Origin of the sequence: Klenkia marina, from assembly GCF_900101025.1 — a bacterium.
In the GTDB taxonomy this organism is placed as follows: domain Bacteria; phylum Actinomycetota; class Actinomycetes; order Mycobacteriales; family Geodermatophilaceae; genus Klenkia; species Klenkia marina.
Window position 1 is genome coordinate 243,864 of sequence record NZ_FMUH01000001.1, and the last position, 25,610, is coordinate 269,473.

Consider the following 25,610-nt stretch of genomic DNA (forward strand, 5'->3'; position numbering starts at 1 on the left):
CCGGGCCCTACGGTGCAGCCATGCGCCGCCGACCCCTGCTGCTGACCGGCGCCCTCGTCGTCCTCACCGGCTGCAGCTCCGCCGTCCTCCAGCCGCTCACCCTGTTCGGCGCCCCGGGCATCGGCGACCCCTACTACCCCGGCGACGGCAACGGCGGCTACGACGTCGAGCGCTACGACCTCGACATCGCCTACGACCCGGCCGACGACGTCCTCACCGGGGTCGCCACCATCACCGCCACGACGACCGGGGCCCGCCTGTCCGGCTTCTCCCTCGACCTCGTCGGCCTGGACGTGTCCGCCGTCGAGGTCGACGGCACCCCGGTCGAGGTCACCCGCGAGGGCGACGAGCTGGTGGTCGACCCCGGCCAGGTGGTCGTCGACGGCGACTTCGCGGTGCGGGTGGAGTACTCCGGCGTCCCCGAGCCGGTCGAGGACGGTCCCGGGCAGTCCGGCGTCGTGCCGACCCCGGACGGCGTCCTGGTCGTCGGGCAGCCCGACGTCGCCGCCACCTGGTTCCCGGTGAACGACCACCCCCGCGACGCCGCCGCCGTCCAGCTCGCCGTCACCGTGCCCGAGGGCCTCGTCGCGGTCTCCAACGGCACGCTCGTCGAGCGCGGCGAGCCCGTGGACGGGCAGCGCACCTGGACCTGGCGCACCGACGAGCCGATGGCGCCCTACCTGCTCACCCTGGCCGTCGGCGACTACGAGCTGACCGAGCGCGAGGTCGACGGCGTCACCTACCGCGACGCCGTCTCCCGCCGGCTGAGCGAGCGGCTGGCCGGCAACGCCCGCACCGCGCTGGACCGCCAGCCCGAGGTCGTCGACTTCCTGGCCGAGCTGTTCGGCTCGCCGTACCCGTTCACCGAGTGCGGCGCGATCGTCACCGACTCCCCCCTCGGCTTCGCGCTGGAGACCCAGACCCGCCCCATCTACGCCCGCGACTTCTTCGGCTCGGCCGACGGCGCCGAGCTGGTGGTGGTGCACGAGCTGGCCCACCAGTGGACCGGCGACGACCTGCGGCTGGACCGCTGGCGCGACATCTGGCTCAACGAGGGGTTCGCGACCTACGCCGAGTGGGCGTGGACCGAGGCCCAGGGCGGCGAGACCGTCGCCGACCAGCTCGCCGCCGTCCTGGACACCGACGCCGACGACGAGTTCTGGACCCCGGCCATCGGTGACCCCGGCCCGGCCACCGAGGACCTGTTCGGCGAGGCGGTCTACGTGCGCGGCGCAGCGACCCTGGCGGCACTGCGGGAGGAGGTCGGCGACGACGCCTTCACCGATCTGCTGTCCCGCTGGACCACCGGACGCGCCGGGCAGGCCGTCACCACCGACGAGTTCACCGGGCTGGCCGCCGAGGTCGCGGGCACCGACCTCACCGACTTCTTCGACGGCTGGCTGGGCGCGGGCAAGCCCACCTGAGCCGACACTGGGGGCCATGGATCCCCGGCTCGCCGCGCTGACCGACGCCCCGTTCACCTACGCCGAGGTCGGTGCAACGAGGTCCGGCGAGCTGCCGGCCGGGGTGCACGTGGCTCGCCGGCGGGCGGTGGTGGGTCGCGGCGACGACGCGTTCGACCGGGCCGTGGCGGCGGTGTTCGACTGGGCGCCGCAGCGGAACGCCGGCCTGCGGGTGCGGGCCAGCGGGCCGGCCAGCGAGCCCGGCGCCGTCGTCCTCATGACCGCCGGGCTGCCGCCGCTGGGCCTGCGCATCCCCTGCCGGGTGGTGTGGTCGCAGACCAGCGGCGACCGCCAGGGCTACGCCTACGGCACGCTGCCCGGCCACCCCGAGAGCGGCGAGGAGTCCTTCGTCGTCTCCCGCGACGGCGCCGACGTGGTGTTCGAGATGGTGGCCTTCTCCCGGCTGGCCACCCGGGCCGCCCGCCTCGGCGGACCGGTCAGCCGCGTGCTGCAGGCGGTAGCGCTGACCCGATACACCGGCGCCGTGCGCCGCGCCGCCCGCGGCTGACCCCTCAGGTGCCGCTGGGCCCGAACTGCTCGACCTTCACCGACCCCGGCGCGAAACCGAGCCCCACCAGCAGGTCACCCGCCGTGCGGGCGAACCCGGCCGACCCGCACACGAACGCGGTCTGGCCCTCCTCCCACAGCGGGAAGAGGTCCACCGCGGTCAGCCGGGACGCCGGGCGGATGCCGTGCGCCTCCCGCGTGAGGACGACGACGGCGCCGGCGGCCTGCAGCTCGTCGGCGTAGGGCAGCTCGGCCAGCGTGCGGGCGCTGACCGCCACCCGCAGCAGGTCCTCCCGCCCGGTCGCCCGGGCGTGCCGCACCATCGCCACCAGCGGGACCACGCCGGTGCCGCCGCCGACCAGCAGCGCGGGGGTCTCGCCGTCCCAGGCGAACCCGCCCCCGATCGGCCCGCGCACCTCGAAGGTGTCGCCGGGCTCGACGACGTCGGCGAGGTGGGTGGAGACCTCGCCGTCGTCCAGCCGTTCGACGAACAGCTCGAGCAGCGGGTCCGACGGCGGGGAGGCCACCGAGTACGACCGCTGCGCGGTGTAGCCGTCCTCGGCGGTCAGCCGCACCACGTAGTGCTGACCGGGCAGGTGGTCGACCCGGCCGGCGACGTCCAGGCGCAGCTGCACGGTGCGCGGCAGCGGGCGCCGGACCCCGGAGACCGTGGCGGTCGTCCAGGGCCCGGGCGCGGGGGCGGTGACCACCGGCTCAGTCATCCCCCTGGTAGCGCTGCTGGCGCCACGGGTCGCCCCGGTCGTGGTAGCCGTTGCGCTCCCAGAAGCCCTGCTGGTCACGCTTGAGGACGTCGAGCTTGGTCACCCACTTGGCCGACTTCCAGAAGTACAGGTGCGGCACCAGCAGGCGCACCGGACCGCCGTGCTCGACGGTCAACGGCTTGCCGTCGAACTCCCAGACCAGCCACGCCTTGCCGCCGGTGAGGTCCTCCAGCGGCAGGTTGGTGGTGTAGCCGGACTTCGAGGTCGCCATGACGTACTGGCCCTCGGGCGTGGGCCGCGCGACGTCCCACAGGGCGTCGAGGGAGACGCCGGCGAAGTGCGTGTCGAACTTCGACCAGGTGGTGACGCAGTGGATGTCACCGCGGTACTCCGAGGACGGCAGCGCGTGGACGCCGTCCCAGTCCCAGGTGGTGGGGTTCTGCACGTTCCCGGCGACGGTGATGCTCCACGTCTCGGGGCTGATCCGGGGCACCGGCTCGGCGGTCAGCACCGGCCAGTCGGCACCGACGTCGTACTGGCCGGGGGGCAGACGCGGGTCGCGGGCGGTGCGGGCGCGGCCGAGGAAACCGCGGGTGGGTCCGGGCACGGGGGCCTCCTTCTCGGGGTCGGTGCGGGGAACACCGGGCGGGCTACGTTCGTTCCGCCCGGTAAGGGTGGCCTTCCATGAGACGTGTCACGCCGCGTTCACGTAGGTGTGACCTGTGCAGAGTCGTACCGTGTCCTCGTGGCGACAGTGACGACGCAGCAGGCAGGGCAGTCGGCGGGGGCGAACCCCGGTCCGAAGCGGCAACCGAACACCGGGCGGTTCGGTTCCTCGGTCTTCAAGAAGGCCGTCATGGCGGTCACCGGCATCATCTTCGTGCTGTACCTCATCGCGCACATGGTGGGGAACCTAAAGGCGTTCGCCGGGGCCGAGACCTTCAACAGCTACTCCGAGTTCCTGCGCGAGCTCGGCGAGCCGATCCTCCCCCGCCTGACGGTGCTGACGATCATCCGCATCGTGCTTCTCGTGGCCGTGGCCGCGCACATCTGGGCCGCCTTCTCGCTGTGGAAGCAGGCCAAGCGCGCCCGCCCGATCGCCTACCAGACGAAGAAGCGGGTGCAGCAGAGCTACGCCTCGCGCACCATGCGCTGGGGCGGGGTCATCCTCATCCTCTTCATCATCTGGCACATCCTCGACCTCACCCTGGGTGCGGTGAACCCGGCCGGTCGCGACTCGCTGCCCTACGGCCGCCTCGTCGAGGGTTTCCAGAACCCGGTCGTCACGATCTGGTACGCCGTCGCGCTGATCGCCCTGGGCATGCACATCCGGCACGGCGTGTGGTCGGCCACCCAGACGCTGGGCCACAGCAACAAGCGCCGCGAGCGGGCGCTGAACGTCTTCGCCACGGCCTTCGCCGTGGTGCTGATCGGCGGTTACCTGCTGATCCCGTTCTCCGTCCTCTTCGGCATCATCGACTGACAGGGAAGCTGACATGGCACTCGAGCTCTTCCTCGAAGGCGACCCGATCGCCGACACCAAGGCCCCCACCGACGTCCCGATCGGCGAGCGGTGGAGCGAGCGCAAGTTCCGCGGCAAGCTGGTCAACCCGGCCAACCGCCGCAAGATGACGATCATCATCGTCGGCACCGGCCTGGCCGGTGGCGCGGCCGCCGCCACGCTCGCCGAGGCCGGCTACCACGTGAAGTCGTTCTGGTTCCAGGACAGCCCGCGCCGCGCGCACTCGATCGCCGCCCAGGGCGGGATCAACGCCGCGAAGAACTACCGCAACGACGGCGACAGCGTGCACCGGCTGTTCTACGACACGGTCAAGGGCGGCGACTTCCGCTCACGCGAGAACAACGTGCACCGCCTGGCCGAGGTCAGCACGCAGATCATCGACCAGTGCGTGGCCCAGGGCGTGCCCTTCGCCCGCGAGTACGGCGGTCTGCTGGACAACCGCTCGTTCGGCGGCGCCCAGGTGTCGCGCACCTTCTACGCCCGCGGCCAAACCGGTCAGCAGCTGCTCATCGGCGCCTACCAGGCCTTCGAGCGCCAGGTGGCCGCCGGCACCATCGAGACGCACTCGCGCACCGAGATGCTCGACCTGGTCGTCGTCGACGGCAAGGCGCGCGGCATCGTCGTCCGCGACCTGGTCACCGGTGAGGTGACCACCCACGTCGGCGACGCGGTCGTGCTGGGCACCGGCGGGTACTCCAACGTCTACTACCTGTCCACGAACGCCAAGGGCTCCAACACCACGGCGATCTGGCGGGCGCACAAGCGGGGCGCGTACTTCGCCAACCCCTGCTACACCCAGATCCACCCCACCTGCATCCCGGTGTCGGGCGACTACCAGTCGAAGCTGACCCTGATGTCGGAGTCGCTGCGCAACGACGGCCGCGTGTGGGTGCCCAAGGAGCGCGGCGACACCCGCCCGCCCCAGGACATCCCCGAGGACGAGCGCGACTACTACCTCGAGCGCAAGTACCCCGCGTTCGGCAACCTGGTGCCCCGCGACATCGCCTCGCGCCAGGCGAAGAACGTCTGCGACGAGGGCCGCGGCGTGGGCCCGGGCGGGCTGGGCGTCTACCTCGACTTCGCCGAGGCCATCGAGCGCCTGGGCCGCAAGACCGTCGAGGCCAAGTACGGCAACCTCTTCGACATGTACGCCCGGATCACGGGCGAGGACCCGTACTCGGCGCCCATGCGCATCTACCCGGCCGTGCACTACACGATGGGCGGGCTGTGGGTCGACTACGACCTGCAGTCGACCATCCCGGGCCTGTTCGTGATCGGCGAGGCCAACTTCTCCGACCACGGCGCGAACCGCCTGGGTGCCAGCGCCCTCATGCAGGGCCTGTCCGACGGCTACTTCGTGCTGCCGAACACGATCACCGACTACCTGTCGGCCGCGCCGTTCGAGAAGGTCCCGGCCGACCACCCGGCGATCCTCGAGGCCGAGGCCGGCGTCAAGGCGCAGGTCGAGAAGTTCCTGTCGATCAACGGCACGCGCACGGTGGCCTCGTTCCACCGCGAGCTGGGCCGGCTGGTCTGGGACTACTGCGGCATGGAGCGCACCGCCGAGGGCCTGCGCAAGGCACTGGACCGGATCCCCGAGCTCCGCAAGGAGTTCTGGACCAACGTGAAGGTGGCCGGCGACGCGCACACCTTCAACCAGAACCTCGAGCACGCGGCCCGGGTCGCCGACTTCATCGAGCTCGCCGAGCTGATGTGCATCGACGCACTCGCCCGCGAGGAGAGCTGCGGCGGCCACTTCCGCGCCGAGAGCCAGACCCCCGAGGGCGAGGCACTGCGCAACGACGAGGAGTTCGCCTACGTCGCGGCCTGGGGCTGGACGCCCGAGGGCGAGCCGCCGGTGCTCCACAAGGAAGAGCTCAACTACGAGTACGTCCACCTCGCACAGCGGAGCTACAAGTGATGAAGCTGACCCTGAGGGTCTGGCGCCAGCCCTCCCCGCAGGTCAAGGGGAAGATGGCCAACTACCACCTGACCGACGTCTCCGAGGACATGTCGTTCCTCGAGATGCTCGACGTGCTCAACGAGCAGCTGATCCTCGACGGCGAGGACCCCATCGCCTTCGACCACGACTGCCGTGAGGGCATCTGCGGCAGCTGCGGGCTGATGATCAACGGCATCGCGCACGGCCCCGAGCAGACCACCACCTGCCAGCTGCACATGCGGTCCTTCTCCGACGGCGACACCATCGACATCGAGCCGTGGCGCTCCGGGGGCTTCCCTGTCGTCAAGGACCTCGTCGTCGACCGGTCCGCCTTCGACCGCATCATCTCCGCCGGCGGGTTCATCTCCGCGCCCACCGGCACCGCGCCCGATGCGCACGCCAACCCGGTGCCCAAGGTCGACGCCGACGCCGCGTTCGACGCGGCCACCTGCATCGGCTGCGGCGCCTGCGTGGCGGCCTGCCCCAACGGCTCGGCGATGCTGTTCACCGCCGCCAAGGTCACCCACCTCGGCCTGCTCCCCCAGGGCCAGCCCGAGCGCGACTCCCGGGTCGTGAAGATGGTGGCCCAGCAGGACGCCGAGGACTTCGGCGGCTGCACCAACATCGGCGAGTGCTCCGCGGTGTGCCCGAAGGGCATCTCCATGGAGACGATCTCGCGGCTGAACCACGACCTGCTCGGCGCCCTGCGCGCCAACGCGGTGCCCACGAGCTGACCGGCTCGGAGGTTCGGAAGGGGCGGTGCACCGGCAGGTGCACCGCCCCTTTCCGTCGTGCGGCAGCCCGAACGCGACGGATTCCGTTCGACGGCGATCGGTGACACCATGGGCGCCGACGACCCCCGCGTGAGGAGACACCCCATGACCGACGTGCTGGACCAGACCGGTGTGCAGCAGCGCCGCCAGCTGGTCACCGAGATCCCCGGCCCCCGGTCGGTCGAGCTCATGGCCCGGCGTCAGGCCACGGTGTCGGCCGGTGTCGGCACCACGCTGCCGGTGTTCGTGGCCCGCGTCGGGGGCGGGATCGTCGAGGACGTCGACGGCAACAGCCTCATCGACCTCGGCTCGGGCATCGCCGTCACCAGCGTCGGGGCCAGCGCGCCCCGGGTGGTCGCCGCCGTCCAGGCGCAGGTCGCCGACTTCACCCACACCTGCTTCATGGTCACCCCCTACGAGGGCTACGTCGCCGTCTGCGAGGCCCTCGCCGAGCTCACCCCCGGCGACCACGCCAAGAAGAGCGCGCTGTTCAACTCCGGCTCCGAGGCCGTCGAGAACGCGGTCAAGATCGCCCGCCACGCCACCGGCCGGCAGGGTGTCGTGGCGTTCGACCACGCCTACCACGGGCGCACCAACCTCACGATGGCCCTGACGGCCAAGAACATGCCCTACAAGCACCGCTTCGGGCCCTTCGCCGGCGAGGTGTACCGGGTGCCGATGAGCTACCCCTACCGCGACGGGCTGACCGGCGCCGAGGCCGCCGCACGGGCCATCTCGCAGATCGAGGTGCAGGTGGGCGCCGGCAACACCGCTGCGCTGCTCATCGAGCCGGTGCAGGGCGAGGGCGGGTTCATCGAGCCGGCCCCGGGCTTCCTGCCCGCGCTGCGCGAGTGGTGCACCGCGAACGGCGTCGTGCTCATCGCCGACGAGATCCAGTCCGGGTTCTGCCGCACCGGGCAGTGGTTCGGCGTCGACGCCGAGGGCGTCGTCCCCGACCTGGTCACCACCGCCAAGGGCATGGCCGGCGGCATGCCGCTGGCCGCGGTCACCGGCCGCGCCGAGATCATGGACGCCGTGCACCCCGGCGGGCTGGGCGGCACCTACGGCGGCAACCCGGTGGCCTGCGCCGCGGCCCTGGGCGCCATCGAGACGATGAAGGCCGACGACCTCGCCGGCGCCGCCCGTGCGATCGGTGAGCGCATGCTGCCCCGGCTGCGGGCGATGGCCGAGCGCTTCCCGGCGATCGGCGACGTGCGCGGGCGCGGCGCGATGATCGCCGTCGAACTGGTGCGCCCCGGCACCACCGAGCCCGACGCGGCACTGGCCGGCGCCGTGGCCAAGGCCTGCCACGCGCAGGGCGTCGTCGTCCTCACGGCCGGGTCCTACGGCAACGTGCTGCGGTTCCTGCCGCCGCTGGTCATCGGGCACGACCTCCTCGACGAGGCCCTCGACGTCGTCGAGGCCGCCTTCGCCGAGGTCACCGGCTCCTGATCCGCCGGCTCGACGGGCCCGACTGGGCCCTGCTGCGCGACGTCCGGCTCCGCGCCCTGCGCGCGGACCCGGACGCCTTCGCGTCCGCCCTCCACGTCGAGGCGGCGCACCCGGACGAGCACTGGCGGGCCGAGGTCGCCGCCGGGGTCTGGTTCCTGTCCCACCCCCTCGGCCTGGCCCACGGCACCCTCGACGGGTCCGACGCGGTGCTCAGCGCGATGTGGGTCTCCCCCACCGCACGGGGTCACGGCGTCGGGGTGTCGCTGGTCGGGGCGGTCGTCGACTGGGCGACCGCCGAGGGTGCCGACCGGCTGCTGGCCCGGGTGTTCGACGACGCCCCGCACGCCCGGGCGCTCTACGGCGGGGCCGGCTTCGTCCCCGAGCCGACGGCGCGGGCGAGCCGGTGGCACCCACCGCGCACGTGGCGCACCTGGGCGCTGCCGCTGCCCGTTGTGGGGACCGCCCCGGAGTCCTAGCGTCAGGGCATGAAGAAGCTGATCAACGACCCCGCCGACGTGGTCGCCGACGCCCTGCGGGGCATGGCCGCCGCCCACCCCCGGCTGCGGGTGGACCACGAGAACCGGGTCGTGCTCCGCGGCGACGCGCCCGTGCGGGGCAAGGTCGGGCTGGTCTCCGGCGGCGGGTCGGGCCACGAGCCGATGCACGGCGGGTTCGTGGGGCCCGGCATGCTCGACGCCGCGTGCGCCGGCGAGGTCTTCACCTCCCCCGTGCCCGACCAGATGGTGGCGGCCACCCAGGGCGTCGACGGCGGCGCCGGGGTGCTGCACATCGTGAAGAACTACACCGGCGACGTCATGAACTTCGAGATGGCCGCCGAGCTCGTCGCCGCCGAGAGCGGCACCGAGGTGGTCACCGTCGTCGTCGACGACGACGTCGCGGTCACCGACAGCCTCTACACCGCCGGGCGCCGCGGCGTGGGCACCACCGTGCTGCTGGAGAAGATCGTCGGCGCCGCGGCCGAGGAGGGCCGGCCGCTGGCCGAGGTCGCCGACCTGGCCCGCCGCGTCGACGACACCGGCCGCAGCATGGGCGTCGCGCTGACCTCGTGCACCGTCCCGGCCGCCGGCAAGCCCACGTTCGACCTGCCCGAGGGCGAGATGGAGATCGGCATCGGCATCCACGGCGAGCCCGGCCGCCGCCGCGTGCCGCTGGCCCCGGCCCGCGAGGTCGCCCAGATGCTGGTCGAGCCGATCCTGGCCGACCGCACCTTCACCGACGGGGTCATCTGCTTCGTCAACGGCCTGGGCGGCACGCCGCTGCTGGAGCTCTACGTGGTCTACGCCGAGGTGGCCGCGATCCTGGAGAAGGCCGGCATCGGCATCGCGCGCTCGCTGGTCGGCCCGTACATGACCAGCCTGGAGATGGCCGGCTGCTCGGTCACCCTGCTGCAGGCCGACGACGAGCTGCTGCGGTTGTGGGACGCCCCGGTCGACACCCCCGGGCTGCGGTGGGGCGCGTGAACGCCGCCCAGCTCACTGCCTGGCTCACCCGGTTCGCCGAGCTGGTGCACGCCCAGCGCGACGAGCTGACCGCGCTCGACTCGGCCATCGGCGACGCCGACCACGGGTCGAACATGGACCGCGGGATGACAGAGGTCGTGGCCGCGTTGGCCGAGGCCCCGCCCGACGACGCCGCCGCGCTGCTGAAGAGGACCGGCACGACGCTGGTCTCGAAGGTCGGAGGGGCGAGCGGGCCGCTGTACGGCACCCTCTTCCTGCGCATGGCCGGGGCGATCGGTGACGGCTTCGCCCCCGCCCTGCGGGCCGGGTTCGAGGGCGTGCTGGCCCGCGGCAAGGCCGAGCCGGGCGACAAGACGATGGTCGACGCCCTGGGGCCGGCCTGCGACGTGCTCGACGCGGGCGGGTCGCTCGCCGAGGCCGCGCAGGCCGCGGCCGACGGGCGCGACGCCACGGTCCCGCTGGTGGCCCGCAAGGGGCGGGCCAGCTACCTTGGTGAGCGCAGCGCCGGTCACCAGGACCCGGGCGCGACGTCGACCGCGCTGCTGCTGCAGGCCGCTGCCGAGACGCTGGGCGGGGTCCAGGGGCAGGGCGAGGAGGCGACGCCGTGACCGTCGGCATCGTCGTCGTCTCGCACAGCCGAGCGCTGGCCGACGCCGCGGTCGAGCTCGCCCGGCAGATGCTGCCCGGCCGCGAGCTGTCCGTGGAGGTGGCCGCCGGCACCGAGGACGGCGGGCTGGGCACCGACGCCGCGGCGGTCTCGGCGGCGATCGAGGCGGCCGACTCGGGCGAGGGCACCGTCGTGCTCATGGACCTGGGCAGCGCAGTGCTGTCGGCGGAGACCGCGCTGGAGTTCCTGGACGACGAGGTGCGGGGGCGCACGCTGCTCACCGCCGCGCCGCTGGTCGAGGGGCTGGTCGGGGCGGTGGTGGTGGCCGCCGGCGGGGCGTCGAGGGAGCAGGTGGCCGCCGAGGCCGAGCGGGGCCTCGCGCCGAAGCAGGCCCAGCTCGGCTGACATGCCCTAGCCTCGCGCTGTGACCCTGCTGAGCGTCCCCGGGAGCCGTTGATGGCCAGTGGCCTGTTCGCCCTGTTCGACGACGTCGCCGCGATGGTGCGGCTGTCGGCGGCATCGCTCGACGACATCGGTGCCGCTGCCGGGCGGGCCGGGGTCAAGGCCGCCGGCGTCGTGGTCGACGACGCCGCCGTCACCCCGCGGTACGTGCAGGGGCTCGAGCCCGAGCGCGAGCTGTCGATCATCTGGCGCATCGCCAAGGGGTCGATCCGCAACAAGCTGCTGATCATCCTGCCGGCGATCCTGCTGCTGTCGCAGTTCCTGCCCTTCCTGCTCACCCCGATCCTGATGGTCGGCGGCGCCTACCTCTGCTACGAGGGCGCCGAGAAGCTGTGGGAGAAGGTCACCGGCCACCACCCGGAGGAGACCGCGGCCGCCGAGGACACGGTCACCGAACCTGCCGAGCACGAGAAGACCGTGGTCTCCGGTGCCGTGCGCACCGACTTCATCCTGTCCGCCGAGATCATGGTGATCGCGCTCAACGAGGTCGACACCGAGCCGTTCCTGTCCCGGGCGATCATCCTGGTCGTCGTCGCGGTCCTGATCACCGCGCTGGTCTACGGCGTCGTCGCGCTGATCGTGAAGATGGACGACGCCGGGGTGGCACTGGCCGTCAAGCCCTCCAGGGGCGTCGCCGCGTTCGGGCGCGGGCTGGTCAAGGCCATGCCGATCGTGCTGGCGACGCTGGCCACGGTCGGGGTCGCGGCCATGCTGTGGGTCGGCGGGCACATCCTGCTCGTGGGCGCCGACGAGCTGGGCTGGACCTGGCCCTACGACTTGGTGCACCACGTCGAGGTGGCCGTGCACGACGCCACCGGGGCGCTGGGCGGGGTGCTGGGCTGGCTCACCAACACGGCGCTGTCGGCCGTCGTCGGCGTCCTGGTCGGCGCGGTCGTCGTAGTGGTGCTGCACCTGGTCCCGAAGCGCGGCGGCAAGGCCGCCGCGCACTGACCTCAGCCGCCGCGGGCGAACAGCTCCGCGGCCTGGGCGTCGTCCACGAAGGGGTACTTGACCTTGAACTGGGCCAGGGCGTCGGCGACCGACAGCACGTGGTTCTCGCGGCGTCCGGCGGCGTCGACGGTCTGCACGGTGACCATGTCGTCGTTGATCGGCACCCAGTGGGTCTCGGCGTAGTCGGTGAAGACGTTCGGCACGTCCGCGACGGTAGCCCGGCCGGTCAGTGCAGGGGCGCGAGCTCCCGGAACAGCTGTGCCTCGAGCGCCTCGGTGACCGCGGTGGACATCCACCCGGCGGCCAGGAAGAGGTCGGGCTGGCCCTCGGTCGCCGAGGAGAGGGTGGCCGCCAGGGTCCCGGCGCTGCCCACTGCGTCGCACACGGTCGTCGTCATGCCCCCCACATCGGCAGGCGACGGCCCCGTCCCGACGTCCCCGCCGGTCGCCTAGCCTCTTCGGGTGGACCGCCGCCGATTCCTCGCCCTCTCCCTCGCCGGCGGCGCGGCCCTCGCCGGCTGCCGGGCGACGCCGTCCGCCGACTCACCGGGATCGACGACGCAGCCCCCCACGACCGCCCCCGCCACCTCGTCGGCCGCGCCGACGACACCCCCGGCGCCCACCTTCCCGGCGCCCCAGCTGGTCAAGGTGCCCATCCCGGCCGGCCGGCTCACCGAGCTGCCCGGTGAGGGCACGCTGCTGGCCTGGACGGTGGACGACGGCGACGACACCACCGTGGTGCGCGACTACACGCAGTTCTCGAAGGACACCGGCACCCGGCTCACGTTCTTCCTCAACGGCTCCAAGCCCGCCTGGACCGACAACGCGGCCCTGCTCCAGCCGTTGGTGTCCGAGGGGCGGATCCAGCTGGGGAACCACACCTGGAGCCACGTCGACCTCACGTCGCTCTCGCGGGCAGGGGTGCAGGACGAGCTGCAGCGCAACCACGACTTCGTGCTGGCCACCTACGGGGTCGACATGCGGCCCTACTACCGGCCGCCCTTCGGGTACCGCAACGCGGCCACCGACGCCGCGGCCGCCGAGATCGGCTACACCTGCCCGGTGCTCTGGTACGGCTCGCTGTCGGACTCCGGCCTGCTCACCCCGGAGCAGATCGTGGGCTTCGCCGACCAGTGGTTCCTGCCCCAGCACATCGTGATCGGCCACCTGAACTTCACACCGGTCACGACCGTCTTCCCGCAGCTCACCGGCATCATCGCCAGCCGCGGGCTGACCACCGTCACCCTCGACGACGTCTTCGTGAAGCCCACCGGCTGAGCGACGAGGGGCCGGCCGCCGGTCAGACGTTGAAGCGGAACTCCACCACGTCGCCGTCCTGCATGACGTACTCCTTGCCCTCGATGCGCACCTGGCCCTTGGTCTTGGCCGCAGCCATCGACCCTGCGGTGACCAGGTCGTCGAAGGACACGACCTCGGCCTTGATGAACCCGCGCTGGAAGTCGGTGTGGATGACCCCGGCGGCCTGGGGGGCGGTGGCGCCGACCGGGATGGTCCAGGCCCGCGACTCCTTGGGGCCGGCGGTCAGGTAGGTCTGCAGGCCCAGGGTGGCGAAACCGACGCGGGCGAGCTGGTGCAGGCCCGGCTCCTCCTGGCCGACCGCGGCCAGCAGCTCGGCGGCCTCCTCGTCGGGCAGCTCGGCGAGCTCGGCCTCGGTCTGCGCGTCGAGGACGATCGCCTCGGCCGGGGCCACCAGGGCGCGCAGCTCGTCGAGCAGATCGGTGTTGGTCAGCTCGTCGCTGTCGACGTTGAACACGTACAGGAAGGGCTTGGTGGTCATCAGGCCCAGCTCGCGCAGCGGCTCGCCGTCCACGCCCGCGCTGAACAGGGTCTGCCCGCCGTCCAGGATCTTCTGCGCCTCGACCGCGGCGTCGTGCAACGCCTTGCGGTCCTTGTCCTTGCGCATCTCCTTCTCCAGCCGCGGCACGGCCTTCTCGAGGGTCTGCAGGTCGGCCAGGAGGAGCTCGGTGTTGATGGTCTCGATGTCGTCCTTCGGCGAGACCTTGCCGTCGACGTGCACGACGTCGGGGTCGCTGAACACCCGGATGACCTGGCAGATCGCGTCGGACTCGCGGATGTTGGCCAGGAACTTGTTGCCCAGGCCCTGGCCCTCGCTGGCCCCGCGCACGATCCCGGCGATGTCGACGAAGGACACCGTCGCCGGGATCTGCTTCTGGCTGCCGAACACCTCGGCCAGCTTCCCGAGCCTCTCGTCGGGGACCCCCACCACGCCGACGTTCGGCTCGATCGTCGCGAACGGGTAGTTGGCGGCGAGCACGTCGTTCTTGGTCAGGGCGTTGAACAGGGTCGACTTGCCGACGTTGGGCAGGCCGACGATCCCGATGGTGAGACTCACGTCGGACCAGAGTACGGCCCGGTGGACCTCAGCCGACCGCGACCGGGCCCCGCCGCAGCGCGTCCGCGCGGTGCTCGGCGGCGCGCTCCCAGGCCGCCACCCAGGAGGGGACCGTGTGCTCGGTCAGGTGCCGGTCCAGCACGACCTCGCGCGCCTGCCGGGCCTGCTCGCGGCGCCAGTCGGCGTCCTGGATGCCCTTGGTCAGGCCCTTGGCCCAGTCCTTGGCGCTCCTGGCCCGCCACCCCAGGCCCAGCCGCTCGTACTCGGGCGTGGCCGACCGCACCGCGTAGACCCCGCGCGCGCTGTACTCGAGCACCTTCAGCCAGCTCTTCGCGGCGTTGAACCGGTCGCTGCGCAACGGGGCGATGCCGATGTCGAACAGCTCCCCGAGGGCCTGGATGTAGCCGTCGACCTGGGGGATCCAGGGCACCTCGACCGGCTCCTCGACCAGGCCCAGTCGCTCCCGGGCATCCCACTTCTGCCCCAGCACGGTGAACCGGCTCGCGCCACGACCGGCATCCAGCGCCTGGCGCAACCCGGTGCCGATCTCCTGCAGGTCGTAGGGGTGGCCGCCGACGTTGCCCGCCCAGCCGACCTCGACGACGCCGGGGTCGCGCTCGTAGGCCGGTGGCAGCTCGGCCAACCGGCGCGGCACGGCGTTCGGGACGACGAACGCGCGCCCGTGCCCGCCGTACTCGGCCTGCAGGGCCGGCGTGGTCACCGTGACCGCATCGGCCTCCCGGGCGCACTCGGCCACCCGCTTGGCCTTCCCGGCCGCCACCAGGCCGTGGCCGACGTTGCCGAACGGGACCCCGGACAGCAGGTCGTCCACCTCGACGACGACCGCCACCCCGCGCGCCTGCAGGATCCGCATGCACTGCAGCAGCTCGGTCGTCTTGGGCAGCTGGAGGACGACGACGTCGGCCCCCTGGTCGTCGACGTCGAGCACCACGGGCTCCGCACCCCGGCTCATCGTCGTGGCGAGCCCGGCGACCACCTGCACCCGGACGCCGACGTCCGCCTCGGCCACGGCCCGGGCAGGCTCGTCGACCCGGTGGTAGCTGACCCCGGTGTACTTGGTCTTGCAGACGAGGATGTCCATGCGCGGGGCCTGACTGTGGGACGACGGTGGCCCCGCTGTCATCGGCGGCCCCGGCCGTCCGCCGGACGGCCATGTCCGATTCCCGCCAGAAGGACGGCGGGGCCGCTGGCATGCTCGATCCCGTGACCGAGCTGCTGGAGGGACGCGGGCTGGACCCCGAGCGCTGCTACCGCGCCGTCACCAGCCGCGATGCCCGTTTCGACGGCTGGTTCTTCACCGCGGTGCACACCACCGGCATCTACTGCCGCCCCTCGTGCCCGGCGCGCACCCCGTTGCCCGGCAACGTGAGCTTCCACGCCACCGCGGCCGGGGCCCAGGCAGCCGGGTTCCGGGCCTGCCGGCGGTGCCGTCCGGACGCCGTCCCCGGGTCGCCGGAGTGGGACGTGCGGGCCGACGTCGTCGCCCGCGCCGTGCGGGCGGTCGCCGACGGCGAGGTCGAGCGCAGCGGCGTCGCCGGGCTGGCCGCCGGGCTGGGCTACAGCGAGCGGCAGCTGCACCGGCTGGTCGTCGCCGAGCTGGGTGTCGGGCCGCTGGCCCTGGCACGGGCGCAGCGCGCGCAGACCGCGCGGGTGCTGCTGGAGACCACCGACCTGCGCGTCGCCGACATCGCCTTCGCGGCCGGGTTCGCCAGCGTGCGCCAGTTCAACGACACCGTGCGCGAGGTGTTCGCCACGACCCCCACGGGGCTGCGCGGCGCCCGACGGCCGCTGGCCGGGCCGTCGGGGTGGCTCGCCCTGCGGCTGGCCGCCCGCGCCCCGTTCTGCGCCGAGGAGGTGCTGCTCTTCCTCGGCGGCCACGCCGTCGTCGGCCTCGAGGAGTGGGACGGCGAGACGTTCTCCCGCGTGCTGGACCTCCCGCACGGGCCCGGCGTCGTCCGGCTCTCCCCCGGCGCCGACGGCGCCTCGGTCACCGCCCGGCTGCAGCTGACCGAGCTGCGCGACCTCGGCGCCGCGGTCGCGCGTTGCCGGCACCTGCTCGACCTGGACGCCGACCCCACCGCCGTCGACGACGTCCTGGCCGCCGACCCCGCGCTGACCGGGCTGGTGCGCGCCGCGCCCGGTCGCCGCGTGCCCACCCACCCCGATGCCGCCGAGGCCGCCGTCCGGGCCGTGCTCGGCCAGCACGTGTCGCTGGCCGGCGCGCGCACCTTCACCGCCCGACTGCTGACCGCCGCCGGGACCCCGCTCCCCGAGCCGGTCGGCACGCTGACCCACGCCTTCCCGCGGGCCGGGGCACTGGTCGACGCCGACCTGGGTGCCGTGGGGCTGACCGGCAGCCGGCGACGCACGGTGCACGGCCTCGCCGCCGCCCTGGCCGCCGGGGACGTCGACCTCGGCCCCGGCGCCGACCGCGCGGAGGCCGGCCGGGCGCTGCTCGCGCTCCCCGGCATCGGCCCGTGGACGGTCGCCCTGGTGGCTCTGCGCGGTCTCGGCGACCCCGACGTCTGGTTGCCCGGCGACCTGGCCCTGCGCCGGGCCCTCGCCGCCCTCGGCAGCTCGGACGCCGACGCCGCCACCCGTTGGCGGCCGTGGCGCTCCTACGCCGTGCTGCACCTGTGGGCGATGTCGGCCCCCGCCCTGTTCACCCGCCACCCTGCCCGATCGCCGACGGAGGCCCAGCCGTGACCGCCCAGTACGCCACCACCGCCACCCCGATCGGCCCCTTCACCGTCCTCGTCCAGGACGACGCCGTGCTCGCCAGCGGCTGGACCGCCGACATCGGTGACCTGCTCCCGGTGGTGCACCGCTCGCTGCGGCCGGCCACCGTGGCCGCCGTCGACCGGCTGCCCGTGCTCGAGGTCGTCGACGCCTTCCACGCCGGCGACGTCGCGGCCATCGACCACGTCGTGGTGCGGCAGCGCTCGGGCCCGTTCCTGCAAGAGGCGTGGGAGGTGCTGCGCACGGTGCCCGCCGGCGAACCGGACAGCTACGCCGCCTTCGCCGCCCGCTGCGGCCGGCCCGCCGCGGTGCGGGCGGCCGCCGGCGCGTGTGCCCGCAACGCCGCGGCGCTGTTCGTGCCCTGCCACCGGGTGCTGGCCACCGGCGGCGGCCTGGGTGGCTTCCGCTGGGGGACGCCGGTGAAGCGCTGGCTGCTCGACCACGAGGCCGCCGGCACCCGGGCCGGGGCGGGAATGTCGTAGCCCTCGTGCACCCTGCCCGGCATGGACGCGACCTCGTTGCTGCTGGGCCTCCTCGTCGGCGCGCTGCTGGCCACCGCGGTCACCCTCGCCGCGGTCGCCCTGCTGCGCCGCCGCGCCCCGCAGCCCGACGGTCTGGAGCCGGTGCACGAGTCGCTCGACCACCTGCACCGGCTGCTCGCCGGCATCGAGCGCGACCGGGCCACCGCGCACGGCGAGCTGCGCGAGCAGGTGGGCACCGTGGGCCAGACCTCCGCCCTCCTGCGCCAGGAGACCGCGGCGCTGGTCACCGCGCTGCGCACGCCGCACGTGCGCGGCCGGTGGGGCGAGGTGCAGCTGCGCCGCCTGGTCGAGGTCGCCGGCCTGCTCGAGCACTGCGACTTCGTGCAGCAGCCCTCGGCGGTCAACGACCTGGGCGCCGGGGTGCGCCCCGACCTGGTGGTCACCCTCGCCGACGGCAAGCAGGTCGTGGTCGACGCCAAGGTGCCCTTCGCCGGGTGGATCGAGGCGGTGCAGGCCACCGACGAGACGGTCCGCCAGCAGCGGGTCGCCGAGCACGCCCGCCAGCTGCGGGCCCACGTCGAGGCGCTGGCCCTGCGCCGCTACCCCTCGGCCTTCGAGTCCGCCGCGCCCTTCACCGTGCTGTTCGTGCCGTCCGACGGCTTCCTCACCACCGCGCTCGAGGCCGAGCCCGCCCTGCTCGAGCACGCCTTCTCCCGCGACGTCGTCGTGGCCACGCCGAGCACCCTGCTGGCCCTGCTGCGCACCGTGGCCTACTCCTGGCGCACCGAGCGGCTGGCCCGCGAGGCGGCGTCGGTGCTCGAGGCCGGCCGGCTCCTGCACACCCGCCTGGGCACGCTGTCGGGCCACCTCACCCGGCTCGGCAGTGCCCTGGGCTCGGCGGTGGGGCGGTTCAACGACACCGTGGGCAGCTACGAGACCTCGGTGCTCGGTGCCGCGCGGCGCTTCGACGACCTCGGGGTCGCGGCCACCCCCGTGCCGCAGCCGTCCGCGGTCGACGCCGAGGTCAGGGCCCTGCGGCCGGCCCCCGGCACGGCCCACCCGGTGTCCCCCGACGAGCACGCCGACCACCGTCCCGACCAGCGGGCCGAGGGTGGCCTGCGGTACGGGTGAGGCGACGCGTCACAACCCGCCACGCCCCGGGCGTGCGACCTCCAGCCGGTACCCAGGGAGGGCCGTTACCGTGACGTGATCGATCGGCGGGCCACGGACGGTTCTGCCGGGAGCGAGGAGGTGCACCATCGCACCGGTCAAGGCTGTCGAGTCCAGGCGGGAGAGCGACGTGCAATCCGAGCGCGACCACGCCGACCAGTTCCGGCCCCCCGTGCCGCGATCCCGGTCGGGGGCACCGGCTCCGCGCAGCCGGGCCACCGGGCGGGCGGCCCGCGACGAGTGGGCCGAGGACGCCGATCCCCGCCACGGCCGGGAGCCCCGTGCGTCCCGCGACCCGCGCGCCACCCGTGACCGACGCGGCCCTGCGCCGGCCCGCGACCAGGACGGCCGGCGCAGCGCCCGCCGCACCCCCGCCCCGCAGCGCGGCGTGCGCGGCGCCCTCGGGGTGCTGAGCATGTTCCTGCTCACCCTGGTGGGTGCGGCCGCCGACTCCTGGCTGGGCGTCGGGCTGGGCACCATCACCACCGTGGCCCTGATCGCCTCGACCGTCGTCGCGGCCCTCGTGGTGCGCAAGCGCGACCTGGCCACCGTCGTCGTCGCCCCGCCGCTGGTCTACGTCGGCGTCGCGGTGGTCAACATCGTGCTCGCGCCCTCGGCCACGTTCTCGCTGGCCACCATCGCCACGCTGCTCATCCGCGGTTTCCCGGCCATGGCCATCGCGGTCGCCGCGGCGCTGGTGCTCACGGTCGTCCGGCTCATCGCCCGCCGCTGACCCGGCCGCCCGCCGCGCGTGCGGCGGGCGGGTGGCTCACTCGGCCGAGGTGTCCACGGTCAGCGCCTCGCGGCGCTGCTTGAGCTCGTGCGGCAGCGCGAACACCAGCCGCTCCTCGGCCGCCTTCACCGTCTCGACGTCGGGGTAGCCGCGCTGGCCCAGCCAGTCCAGCAGCTCGCTGACCAGCACCTCGGGCACCGATGCCCCGCTGGTCACGCCCACGGTCTGCACGCCCTCGAGCCAGGCCTCGTCGACCTCGGCGGCGTAGTCGACCAGGTAGGAGGCCCGGGCGCCGGCCTCGAGCGCCACCTCGACCAGGCGCACCGAGTTCGAGGAGTTCGTCGAGCCCACCACCAGCACCAGGTCGCACTCGCCGGCCATCTGCTTCACGGCCTGCTGGCGGTTCTGGGTGGCGTAGCAGATGTCGTCGCTGGGCGGGCTCTGCAGCCCGGGGAAGCGCATCTTCAGCTGGTCCACCGTGGCCAGGGTCTCGTCCACCGACAACGTGGTCTGGGAGAGCCAGACCACCTTCTCCGGGTCGCGCACCTGCACGTTCGCGACGTCGTCGGGGCCGTCGACGAGCTGGGTGTGGGTGGGCGCCTCACCCATGGTGCCCTCGACCTCCTCGTGCCCGCGGTGGCCGATCAGCAGGATGTCGTAGTCGTCCTTGGCGAACCGCTGCGCCTCCTTGTGCACCTTGGTCACCAGGGGGCAGGTGGCGTCGATCGTGCGCAGCGAGCGCTGCGCGGCCTGCTCGTGCACCGCCGGGGAGACCCCGTGCGCGCTGAAGACCACCACCGCGCCCTCGGGCACCTCCTCGGTCTCCTCCACGAAGACCGCGCCGCGGCGCTCGAGGGTCGCCACCACGTGCTTGTTGTGCACGATCTGCTTGCGGACGTAGACCGGGGCGCCGTGGATCTCCAGCGCCTTCTCCACGGCGATCACCGCACGGTCCACCCCGGCGCAGTAGCCCCGGGGGTCGGCGAGCAGGACACGTCCGCGAGCTTCAGGCATGCCTCCACGGTAACCGCGCAGGCGTCCGGGAGCGCGGGTCCGCCGCGACTGGGGCACGCTGGTGGCATGGCCCGTGAGATCCCCGAACCCGTCCGCGCCGTCGCCGGGCTGGCTGCCACCCTCCTCGAGGAGGCGCGCAAGCTGCCCGCCACCCTGCCCGCGCTGCCCGTGCGCGCGATCGGTCTGGCGATGCAGACCACGCTCAAGCTGCAGCAGGAGTACTCCGGGCTGGTGGCCCGGGGCGACGAGGTGCTCACCGGGCTGCGCGGGGAGTCCGAGCCCGGCCTGGCCACCTTCGACGACGAGGACGACCTCCCCACCCCGTCCCCCGTCGGCGGCCTGGGCTCGCGCAGCTCGGCGTTCGACCGGGTCGAGGTGGACGAGGACGACGGCTACCTCGTGGACGAGGCGACCGACGAGGCGACCGACGACGGGGCCGACGACGGGGCCGACGAGCCGCAGACGCCGCTGCACGTGGTCGACGAGGCCGCCGCGGTGGGTGACGACGACCTCACCGACGAGACGCTGGCGCTCGAGGAGCTCACCGCCACGACGCTCACCGCCGACCTGGGCGGCGCCGACCTCACCGACGCCGACGTCGCGGCGCTGCCCGACGACCCGGCCGCCGACGAGATCACCTCCACCGTCGACGAGCTCGCGGTCAACATGAGCGAGGACGCCGCCGAGGACGACGCGATGATCGCCGCGTCGGAGAAAGCCATCGAGGCGGTGCACGAGGCCGCCGCCGAGGCCCCCGTCACCGGCTACGACGGCTTCACCGTCGCCCAGCTGCGCGGACGCCTGCGCGGGTACCAGCCGGTCACCGTCGACGAGCTGCTGGCCTACGAGCAGGCCCACGAGGCTCGGCCGGCCTTCCTGACGCTGCTGCGCAACCGGCAGGAGAAGCTGGCGCGCGAGCAGGGCTGACCGGCCCGCGCGAGCACCTGGCAGGCTCGCCGTCGTGACCGCACCGTGACAGCGCCGTCCTCCCCCGACCAGCCGTGGCCGGTGCGCACCGTCGCCCGCAAGGTCGCCGAGTGGATCGGCCGGCTCGGCGAGGTCTGGGTCGAGGGCCAGGTCGCCCAGCTCTCGCGCCGCGGTGCGGCCACCGTCTTCCTCACCCTGCGCGACACCGCGGCCGACCTCTCGGTGCCGGTCACCTGCCCCCGCGACGTCGCCGACCGGCCCGGGCTGGCGCTCACCGAGGGCGCCCGCGTGCTGGTGCGCGCCCGGCCCGACTACTACGTGGCGCGCGGGTCGTTCTCGCTGCGGGCCACCGAGATCCGGGCGGTGGGGCTGGGCGAGCTGCTGGCGCGCATCGAGCGCATCCGCTCGCTGCTGGCCGCCGAGGGGCTCTTCGACGCCGCCCGCAAGAAGCCGCTGCCGTTCGCACCGGGCGTCGTCGGGCTGATCACCGGCAAGGACAGCGCGGCCGAGCGCGACGTCCTGGTGACCGCGCGCCGCCGCTGGCCAGCCGTCCGGTTCGCCGTGCAGCACTGCCTGGTGCAGGGCCCCTCGGCCGCCGAGGACGTGATCGGCGCCCTGCAGCGGCTCGACCGCGACCCCGAGGTGGAGGTCGTGGTCCTCGCCCGCGGCGGTGGGTCGGTCGAGGACCTGCTGCCCTTCTCCGACGAGGGCCTGGTGCGGGCCATCGCGGCCTGCCGCACCCCCGTGGTCACCGCCGTGGGCCACGAGACCGACACGACGCTGGTCGACCACGTCGCCGACGTCCGGGCCGCCACCCCCACCGACGCCGCGCACCGCGTCGTGCCCGAGATCGGTGAGCAGCGCCGGCTCGTCGAGGGCCTGCGCGCCCGGGCCCGCGCCCTGCTCGCCGGCCGGCTGGACCAGCAGGAGCGCTGGCTGGACTCGGTGCGCAGCCGCCCCGTGCTGGCCGAGCCCGCCCGGTTGCTGGCCGGTCGGGACGACGACGTCGCCGCCCTGCGTCGGCGCGGCACCCGCACCCTCGTGCACCGGGTCGACCTCGCCGCCCGCGACCTCGAGCACGCCCGGGCCCGCATCGCCGCCCTCTCGCCGCAGGCCACGCTCGAGCGCGGCTACGCGCTGGTGCAGACCACCGACGGCGCGCTGGTCCGCGACCCCGTCGAGGTCGCCGTCGGCGAGGAGCTGGCCGTGCGGGTGGCCGGTGGGCGCATCGCGGTCCGGGTGACCGGGCAGGATGAGCAGCCGTGAGCGAGCCGAGCACCCCCCCGACGCAGAGCTACGAGCAGGCCCGCGAGGAGCTCGCCGACGTCGTGCGCAAGCTCGAGGGCGGCGGGCTCACGCTCGAGGAGTCGTTGGCCCTGTGGGAGCGCGGCGAGGAGCTGGCCGGGATCTGCCAGCACTGGCTGGACGCCGCCCGCGAGCGGCTGGACAGGGTCGGCCCGACGGACGACTGACGTCCGTCGGCCTCGTCGCGGGTTCCCTCGCCAGCGTGCGAGCGGAGAGGAGGACGGGGTCCTCCTGCCGGCTCAGGACGAGTAGGGCTGCACCGACGCGGCGAGGGTGCGCAGCTCGTCGTCGGTCGCGGAGCCGGTGACGACCACGGTGGCGGCACCGTCCTCGAGGCGGAAGGCGGTCTCGCCCCGGGCGGTGGTGAGCTGCTCCCACCGCCGGTCGCCGATCTCCACCACCCCGCCGTCGCGGGCACCGTCGACCACCTCGGCGAGGTCCTCGGCCCGCGGGTCGTCGCCGATCACGAAGCCGGCGTACTCCTCGCCCGGGGTGAACCAGCCGATCGAGAGGGTCACCGGGTCGCCCGCCTCGGTGGCCTGGCCGGCGTCGGTGCGGACGCTGGTGGGCCGCCACCCCGCGGGGAGGTCCTGCGGCACGAGCACGTCGTAGCCGGCCCGGGCCGCGGCGAGCTGGATGCTCGAGGAGGTCTCGACCTCGCGCACCGGGTCGGCCCCGTTCTGCCGCAGCGCCACCAGGCCCACGAGCGCCAGCACGATGACCGTCAACGGCAGCAGCGACCGCACCATGTTGGCGGCGGTGAACTTCGCCGCCCGCTCCTGCGACGACGAACGGGCGACCGCCGCGGTGACGTCGTCGGGAGCCTGCTGACCGTGCGGTGCGGTGTCGCCCATGCACCTAGGATCGCAGCAGCGCTCCCCCATCCCGTCGGCCGGCGGTGCACCCGACGGCGCGGCGGCCGCCCGAGGAGGTCCTCACCTTGTCCCTGCCCGTCCCCGACGGTCCGGCGCCGACGTACCACTCCGCGTTCCACGAGCAGACCCCGCCGACCGGCATCCGCCCCGACCGCAACCTCGCGATGGAGCTGGTCCGGGTCACCGAGGCCGGGGCGATGGCGGCCGGCCGCTGGGTGGGCCGCGGCGACAAGAACGGCGGCGACGGCGCGGCGGTCGACGCCATGCGGGCGCTGATCCAGACCGTGAGCATGCGCGGCACGGTCGTGATCGGCGAGGGCGAGAAGGACGAGGCGCCCATGCTGTTCAACGGCGAGGAGGTCGGCGACGGCACCGGCGCCGAGTGCGACGTCGCGGTCGACCCCGTCGACGGCACCACGCTGATGGCCAAGGGCATGCCCAACGCGGTCTCGGTGCTCGCCGTGGCCGACCGCGGCGCCATGTACGACCCGTCCGCGGTGTTCTACATGGACAAGATCGCCACCGGCCCGATCGCCGCGGACGTCGTGGACATCCGGCTGCCGGTGAAGGAGAACATCCGTCGGGTCGCCAAGGCGAAGAAGGCCTGGCCGGCCGACGTCACCGTCGTCATCCTCGACCGCCCGCGGCACGACAAGCTCGCCCAGGAGGTCCGCGACGCCGGGGCACGCATCAAGTTCATCTCCGACGGCGACGTCGCCGGCGCGATCGCCGCGGCCCGCGAGGGCACCGGCGTGGACCTGCTGCTGGGCATCGGCGGCACACCCGAGGGCATCATCACCGCCTGCGCCCTCAAGTGCATGGGCGGCGCCCTGCAGGGCCGGCTCATGCCCAAGGACGACGACGAGAAGCAGAAGGCCATCGACGCCGGCCACGACCTGGACCGGGTGCTGGACATCGACGACCTGGTGCGCGGCGACGTCTTCTTCGTCGCCACCGGCATCACCGACGGCGAGCTGCTGCGCGGCGTGCAGTACCGCGCCGGTGGCTGCACCACGCAGTCGCTCGTCATGCGCTCGCGCTCGGGCACCATCCGCGCCATCGAGAGCCTGCACTCGCTGGAGAAGCTGAACCAGTACTCGGCGGCCGGCTCGGAGTACTGAGCCACCGACGACGACGGCCGGTCCCCCCGCGGGGGGACCGGCCGTCGTCGTCAGCGGGAGGTCAGTAGGTGGCGCAGTCGAAGACCGAGGAGTCCTCGGTCCACGGCACGCGACCGCCGCAGCTCTCGGCGTACTTCTCGTAGGGCGACCCCACGTCGGAGTAGGTCCACAGGTCCAGGCAGCCCTCGACCGAGCCGTCGAAGCAGCTCTGCGCGTACTCGTTGAGCTCCGGGTCGCTGCCCAGGCCGTCGGGGGGCGTCGGGGTGCCCTCGATGATCGTGCCGTAGATGTCCCCGTCGTCGGTCTCGTCGGAGTCCGACGAGGAGGAGCTCGAGCCCGAGGAGCTTGAGGACGAGCTCGACGACGAGGAGGACGAGGACTGCGACGTCCCGGTGGGCAGCGTGGTGGTGCCCGGCGACGCCGTGGTCGAGTCGTCGTCCCCGCCGAGGAACACGACCAGGCCGACGACGACCGCCGCGATGACCACGACGGCGCCGATGGACAGCGCGATGATCGTGTTCTTGTTGTTCTTGGGCGGCTGGCCGTAGGGCGGCTGGCCGTACTGGCCGGGCTGCCCCTGCTGCCCGAACTGCTGCCCGTACTGGCCCTGCTGGCCGTACTGGTCCTGGCCGTACTGGCCCTGCTGGCCGTACTGCTGGCCGTACTGGTCCTGCCCGTACTGGGGCTGGCCGTACTGGGGGCCCTGCCCGTACTGGGAGCCCTGCCCGTACGGCTGACCGGGCTGCTGCTGCCCGTACTGGCCCTGCTGGCCGTACTGACCCGACTGGTCGCCGCCCCAGGGCTGCTGCCCGTCGTTCGGCGGATAAGGGGGCTGAGACATGCGTGGACTCCTCGGTTCCGGACCCTGGCGGACGGATCCTAAGGATCACCGGCGCACCGGGCCACTCGCCGTGACCGGGAGGTGACCCGGGAGGGTCGGACGGCGGCCTCCCGGGGCCGCCGGAGGG

29 protein-coding genes and 1 pseudogene are annotated in these 25,610 nt (G+C 73.7%); 20 read left to right on the forward strand and 10 right to left on the reverse strand.

The features are described 5' to 3' along the window. The first annotated feature begins 20 nt into the window (after positions 1-20). The gene (locus tag BLP29_RS01290; protein ID WP_092799072.1) at positions 21-1,424 is read left to right on the forward strand and encodes a M1 family metallopeptidase; all 1,404 of its coding nucleotides are present in this window, start codon (positions 21-23) and stop codon (positions 1,422-1,424) included. A gap of 16 nt (positions 1,425-1,440) precedes the next feature. After that, positions 1,441-1,971, forward strand: coding sequence for a DUF1990 family protein (locus tag BLP29_RS01295; protein ID WP_092799074.1), 531 nt, complete (start codon positions 1,441-1,443; stop codon positions 1,969-1,971). Between the two features lie 4 nt (positions 1,972-1,975). On the opposite strand, the gene BLP29_RS01300 is transcribed toward BLP29_RS01295, so the two are convergent. The 3 genes from BLP29_RS01300 to BLP29_RS21940 form a co-directional block, all read right to left on the reverse strand. Continuing rightward, positions 1,976-2,692: an FAD-binding oxidoreductase gene (locus tag BLP29_RS01300; protein ID WP_092799076.1), complete on the reverse strand. Its 717-nt coding sequence runs from the start codon at positions 2,690-2,692 to the stop codon at positions 1,976-1,978. Next, positions 2,685-3,299 (reverse strand): sulfite oxidase-like oxidoreductase, encoded by a 615-nt coding sequence (locus tag BLP29_RS01305; protein WP_092799078.1) that lies wholly within the window; start codon positions 3,297-3,299, stop codon positions 2,685-2,687. The genes BLP29_RS01300 and BLP29_RS01305 overlap by 8 nt, the downstream gene beginning before the upstream one ends. A 98-nt stretch (positions 3,300-3,397) precedes the next feature. Next, entirely contained in the window at positions 3,398-3,595 is a 198-nt protein-coding gene (locus BLP29_RS21940; RefSeq protein ID WP_424321707.1) for a M81 family metallopeptidase, read from the reverse strand. On the opposite strand from BLP29_RS21940, the pseudogene BLP29_RS01310 reads away from it, so the two are divergent. The 9 genes and pseudogenes from BLP29_RS01310 to BLP29_RS01350 all read left to right on the forward strand — a co-directional run. Then, a pseudogene (locus BLP29_RS01310) lies at positions 3,537-4,175 on the forward strand (succinate dehydrogenase cytochrome b subunit); the annotation flags it as partial. The gene BLP29_RS21940 and the pseudogene BLP29_RS01310 overlap by 59 nt on opposite strands. Before the next feature lie 13 nt (positions 4,176-4,188). After that, complete coding sequence (locus BLP29_RS01315) at positions 4,189-6,135, forward strand: fumarate reductase/succinate dehydrogenase flavoprotein subunit (protein ID WP_092799082.1); 1,947 nt, start codon at positions 4,189-4,191, stop codon at positions 6,133-6,135. Further along, positions 6,135-6,890 carry a succinate dehydrogenase/fumarate reductase iron-sulfur subunit gene (locus tag BLP29_RS01320; protein ID WP_092800584.1) on the forward strand — a complete coding sequence of 252 codons (756 nt, stop codon included), beginning with the start codon at positions 6,135-6,137 and terminating at the stop codon, positions 6,888-6,890. The genes BLP29_RS01315 and BLP29_RS01320 overlap by 1 nt, the downstream gene beginning before the upstream one ends. Positions 6,891-7,034: 144 nt before the next feature. Then, on the forward strand, positions 7,035-8,381 hold the full coding sequence (gabT, locus tag BLP29_RS01325) for a 4-aminobutyrate--2-oxoglutarate transaminase (RefSeq protein WP_092799084.1): 1,347 nt from the start codon (positions 7,035-7,037) through the stop codon (positions 8,379-8,381). Positions 8,382-8,437: 56 nt separating this feature from the next. Continuing rightward, positions 8,438-8,857, forward strand: a complete 420-nt coding sequence (locus BLP29_RS21390) for a GNAT family N-acetyltransferase (protein ID WP_341537339.1) — start codon at positions 8,438-8,440, stop codon at positions 8,855-8,857. Positions 8,858-8,866: 9 nt separating this feature from the next. Continuing rightward, on the forward strand, positions 8,867-9,862 hold the full coding sequence (gene dhaK / locus BLP29_RS01335; protein WP_092799089.1) for a dihydroxyacetone kinase subunit DhaK: 996 nt from the start codon (positions 8,867-8,869) through the stop codon (positions 9,860-9,862). Continuing rightward, positions 9,859-10,470, forward strand: coding sequence for a dihydroxyacetone kinase subunit DhaL (dhaL, locus tag BLP29_RS01340; protein WP_092800587.1), 612 nt, complete (start codon positions 9,859-9,861; stop codon positions 10,468-10,470). The genes dhaK and dhaL overlap by 4 nt, the downstream gene beginning before the upstream one ends. Beyond that, a complete protein-coding gene (gene dhaM, locus BLP29_RS01345; protein WP_092799091.1) occupies positions 10,467-10,874 on the forward strand; it encodes a dihydroxyacetone kinase phosphoryl donor subunit DhaM in 408 nt (135 codons plus the stop codon). The genes dhaL and dhaM overlap by 4 nt, the downstream gene beginning before the upstream one ends. Before the next feature lie 51 nt (positions 10,875-10,925). Further along, entirely contained in the window at positions 10,926-11,882 is a 957-nt protein-coding gene (locus tag BLP29_RS01350; RefSeq protein WP_092799093.1) for a DUF808 domain-containing protein, read from the forward strand. Between the two features lie 2 nt (positions 11,883-11,884). Here BLP29_RS01350 and BLP29_RS01355 read toward each other — a convergent pair whose 3' ends face one another. Both BLP29_RS01355 and BLP29_RS20865 read right to left on the reverse strand, forming a co-directional pair. Further along, entirely contained in the window at positions 11,885-12,085 is a 201-nt protein-coding gene (locus BLP29_RS01355; protein ID WP_092799095.1) for a hypothetical protein, read from the reverse strand. Between the two features lie 23 nt (positions 12,086-12,108). After that, the gene (locus BLP29_RS20865) at positions 12,109-12,279 is read right to left on the reverse strand and encodes a hypothetical protein (protein ID WP_165839240.1); all 171 of its coding nucleotides are present in this window, start codon (positions 12,277-12,279) and stop codon (positions 12,109-12,111) included. A 64-nt stretch (positions 12,280-12,343) separates the two neighbouring features. On the opposite strand from BLP29_RS20865, the gene BLP29_RS01360 reads away from it, so the two are divergent. Next, positions 12,344-13,159, forward strand: coding sequence for a polysaccharide deacetylase family protein (locus BLP29_RS01360; protein WP_092799097.1), 816 nt, complete (start codon positions 12,344-12,346; stop codon positions 13,157-13,159). A 22-nt stretch (positions 13,160-13,181) separates the two neighbouring features. Here the strand turns inward: BLP29_RS01360 and ychF are convergent, their stop codons facing one another. Next, positions 13,182-14,255 carry a redox-regulated ATPase YchF gene (ychF, locus tag BLP29_RS01365; protein ID WP_092799099.1) on the reverse strand — a complete coding sequence of 358 codons (1,074 nt, stop codon included), beginning with the start codon at positions 14,253-14,255 and terminating at the stop codon, positions 13,182-13,184. A 28-nt stretch (positions 14,256-14,283) separates the two neighbouring features. Then, positions 14,284-15,357 carry a glycosyltransferase family protein gene (locus BLP29_RS01370; protein WP_092799101.1) on the reverse strand — a complete coding sequence of 358 codons (1,074 nt, stop codon included), beginning with the start codon at positions 15,355-15,357 and terminating at the stop codon, positions 14,284-14,286. A 122-nt stretch (positions 15,358-15,479) separates the two neighbouring features. Between BLP29_RS01370 and BLP29_RS01375 the strand changes: the two genes are divergently transcribed. The 4 genes from BLP29_RS01375 (at position 15,480) to BLP29_RS01390 (ending at position 19,400) form a co-directional block, all read left to right on the forward strand. Then, on the forward strand, positions 15,480-16,982 hold the full coding sequence (locus tag BLP29_RS01375) for an AlkA N-terminal domain-containing protein (protein ID WP_243469613.1): 1,503 nt from the start codon (positions 15,480-15,482) through the stop codon (positions 16,980-16,982). Further along, the gene (locus tag BLP29_RS01380) at positions 16,979-17,497 is read left to right on the forward strand and encodes a methylated-DNA--[protein]-cysteine S-methyltransferase (protein WP_092799105.1); all 519 of its coding nucleotides are present in this window, start codon (positions 16,979-16,981) and stop codon (positions 17,495-17,497) included. The genes BLP29_RS01375 and BLP29_RS01380 overlap by 4 nt, the downstream gene beginning before the upstream one ends. Before the next feature lie 21 nt (positions 17,498-17,518). Further along, positions 17,519-18,628, forward strand: coding sequence for a DNA recombination protein RmuC (locus tag BLP29_RS01385; RefSeq protein WP_092799107.1), 1,110 nt, complete (start codon positions 17,519-17,521; stop codon positions 18,626-18,628). Positions 18,629-18,797: 169 nt separating this feature from the next. Next, positions 18,798-19,400, forward strand: a complete 603-nt coding sequence (locus tag BLP29_RS01390) for a DUF6542 domain-containing protein (protein WP_092799109.1) — start codon at positions 18,798-18,800, stop codon at positions 19,398-19,400. A 36-nt stretch (positions 19,401-19,436) separates the two neighbouring features. Here the strand turns inward: BLP29_RS01390 and BLP29_RS01395 are convergent, their stop codons facing one another. Continuing rightward, complete coding sequence (locus tag BLP29_RS01395; RefSeq protein WP_092799111.1) at positions 19,437-20,414, reverse strand: 4-hydroxy-3-methylbut-2-enyl diphosphate reductase; 978 nt, start codon at positions 20,412-20,414, stop codon at positions 19,437-19,439. Positions 20,415-20,480: 66 nt separating this feature from the next. Between BLP29_RS01395 and BLP29_RS01400 the strand changes: the two genes are divergently transcribed. From BLP29_RS01400 to BLP29_RS01410, 3 genes are read left to right on the forward strand one after another with little or no spacing between them, the layout of a single operon-like run. Next, positions 20,481-21,341, forward strand: coding sequence for a lipid droplet-associated protein (locus BLP29_RS01400; RefSeq protein ID WP_092799113.1), 861 nt, complete (start codon positions 20,481-20,483; stop codon positions 21,339-21,341). Positions 21,342-21,386: 45 nt separating this feature from the next. Continuing rightward, positions 21,387-22,607, forward strand: coding sequence for an exodeoxyribonuclease VII large subunit (gene xseA / locus BLP29_RS01405; RefSeq protein WP_092799115.1), 1,221 nt, complete (start codon positions 21,387-21,389; stop codon positions 22,605-22,607). Next, on the forward strand, positions 22,604-22,813 hold the full coding sequence (locus BLP29_RS01410) for an exodeoxyribonuclease VII small subunit (RefSeq protein WP_092799117.1): 210 nt from the start codon (positions 22,604-22,606) through the stop codon (positions 22,811-22,813). Before xseA ends, BLP29_RS01410 begins: the two co-directional genes overlap by 4 nt. Before the next feature lie 72 nt (positions 22,814-22,885). Here the strand turns inward: BLP29_RS01410 and BLP29_RS01415 are convergent, their stop codons facing one another. Then, entirely contained in the window at positions 22,886-23,500 is a 615-nt protein-coding gene (locus BLP29_RS01415; protein WP_092799119.1) for a DUF4245 domain-containing protein, read from the reverse strand. An 86-nt stretch (positions 23,501-23,586) separates the two neighbouring features. Between BLP29_RS01415 and glpX the strand changes: the two genes are divergently transcribed. Further along, positions 23,587-24,642, forward strand: coding sequence for a class II fructose-bisphosphatase (glpX, locus tag BLP29_RS01420; protein WP_279385427.1), 1,056 nt, complete (start codon positions 23,587-23,589; stop codon positions 24,640-24,642). Positions 24,643-24,703: 61 nt separating this feature from the next. Here glpX and BLP29_RS20870 read toward each other — a convergent pair whose 3' ends face one another. Next, positions 24,704-25,483, reverse strand: a complete 780-nt coding sequence (locus tag BLP29_RS20870) for a hypothetical protein (protein WP_092799121.1) — start codon at positions 25,481-25,483, stop codon at positions 24,704-24,706. Between the last annotated feature and the right edge of the window lie 127 nt (positions 25,484-25,610).

What these genes read in the sequence shown, in the direction of transcription:
- BLP29_RS01290 (WP_092799072.1), top strand. Translation starts at nt 21, where the DNA reads ATGCGCCGCCGACCCCTGCTGCTGACCGGCGCCCTCGTCGTCCTCACC.
- BLP29_RS01295 (WP_092799074.1), top strand. Translation starts at nt 1,441, where the DNA reads ATGGATCCCCGGCTCGCCGCGCTGACCGACGCCCCGTTCACCTACGCC.
- BLP29_RS01300 (WP_092799076.1), bottom strand. Translation starts at nt 2,692, where the DNA reads ATGACTGAGCCGGTGGTCACCGCCCCCGCGCCCGGGCCCTGGACGACC.
- BLP29_RS21940 (WP_424321707.1), bottom strand. Translation starts at nt 3,595, where the DNA reads ATGTGCGCGATGAGGTACAGCACGAAGATGATGCCGGTGACCGCCATG.
- BLP29_RS01315 (WP_092799082.1), top strand. Translation starts at nt 4,189, where the DNA reads ATGGCACTCGAGCTCTTCCTCGAAGGCGACCCGATCGCCGACACCAAG.
- BLP29_RS01320 (WP_092800584.1), top strand. Translation starts at nt 6,135, where the DNA reads ATGAAGCTGACCCTGAGGGTCTGGCGCCAGCCCTCCCCGCAGGTCAAG.
- gabT (WP_092799084.1), top strand. Translation starts at nt 7,035, where the DNA reads ATGACCGACGTGCTGGACCAGACCGGTGTGCAGCAGCGCCGCCAGCTG.
- dhaK (WP_092799089.1), top strand. Translation starts at nt 8,867, where the DNA reads ATGAAGAAGCTGATCAACGACCCCGCCGACGTGGTCGCCGACGCCCTG.
- BLP29_RS01350 (WP_092799093.1), top strand. Translation starts at nt 10,926, where the DNA reads ATGGCCAGTGGCCTGTTCGCCCTGTTCGACGACGTCGCCGCGATGGTG.
- BLP29_RS20865 (WP_165839240.1), bottom strand. Translation starts at nt 12,279, where the DNA reads ATGACGACGACCGTGTGCGACGCAGTGGGCAGCGCCGGGACCCTGGCG.
- BLP29_RS01370 (WP_092799101.1), bottom strand. Translation starts at nt 15,357, where the DNA reads ATGGACATCCTCGTCTGCAAGACCAAGTACACCGGGGTCAGCTACCAC.
- BLP29_RS01385 (WP_092799107.1), top strand. Translation starts at nt 17,519, where the DNA reads ATGGACGCGACCTCGTTGCTGCTGGGCCTCCTCGTCGGCGCGCTGCTG.
- BLP29_RS01395 (WP_092799111.1), bottom strand. Translation starts at nt 20,414, where the DNA reads ATGCCTGAAGCTCGCGGACGTGTCCTGCTCGCCGACCCCCGGGGCTAC.
- BLP29_RS01400 (WP_092799113.1), top strand. Translation starts at nt 20,481, where the DNA reads ATGGCCCGTGAGATCCCCGAACCCGTCCGCGCCGTCGCCGGGCTGGCT.
- BLP29_RS01415 (WP_092799119.1), bottom strand. Translation starts at nt 23,500, where the DNA reads ATGGGCGACACCGCACCGCACGGTCAGCAGGCTCCCGACGACGTCACC.
- BLP29_RS20870 (WP_092799121.1), bottom strand. Translation starts at nt 25,483, where the DNA reads ATGTCTCAGCCCCCTTATCCGCCGAACGACGGGCAGCAGCCCTGGGGC.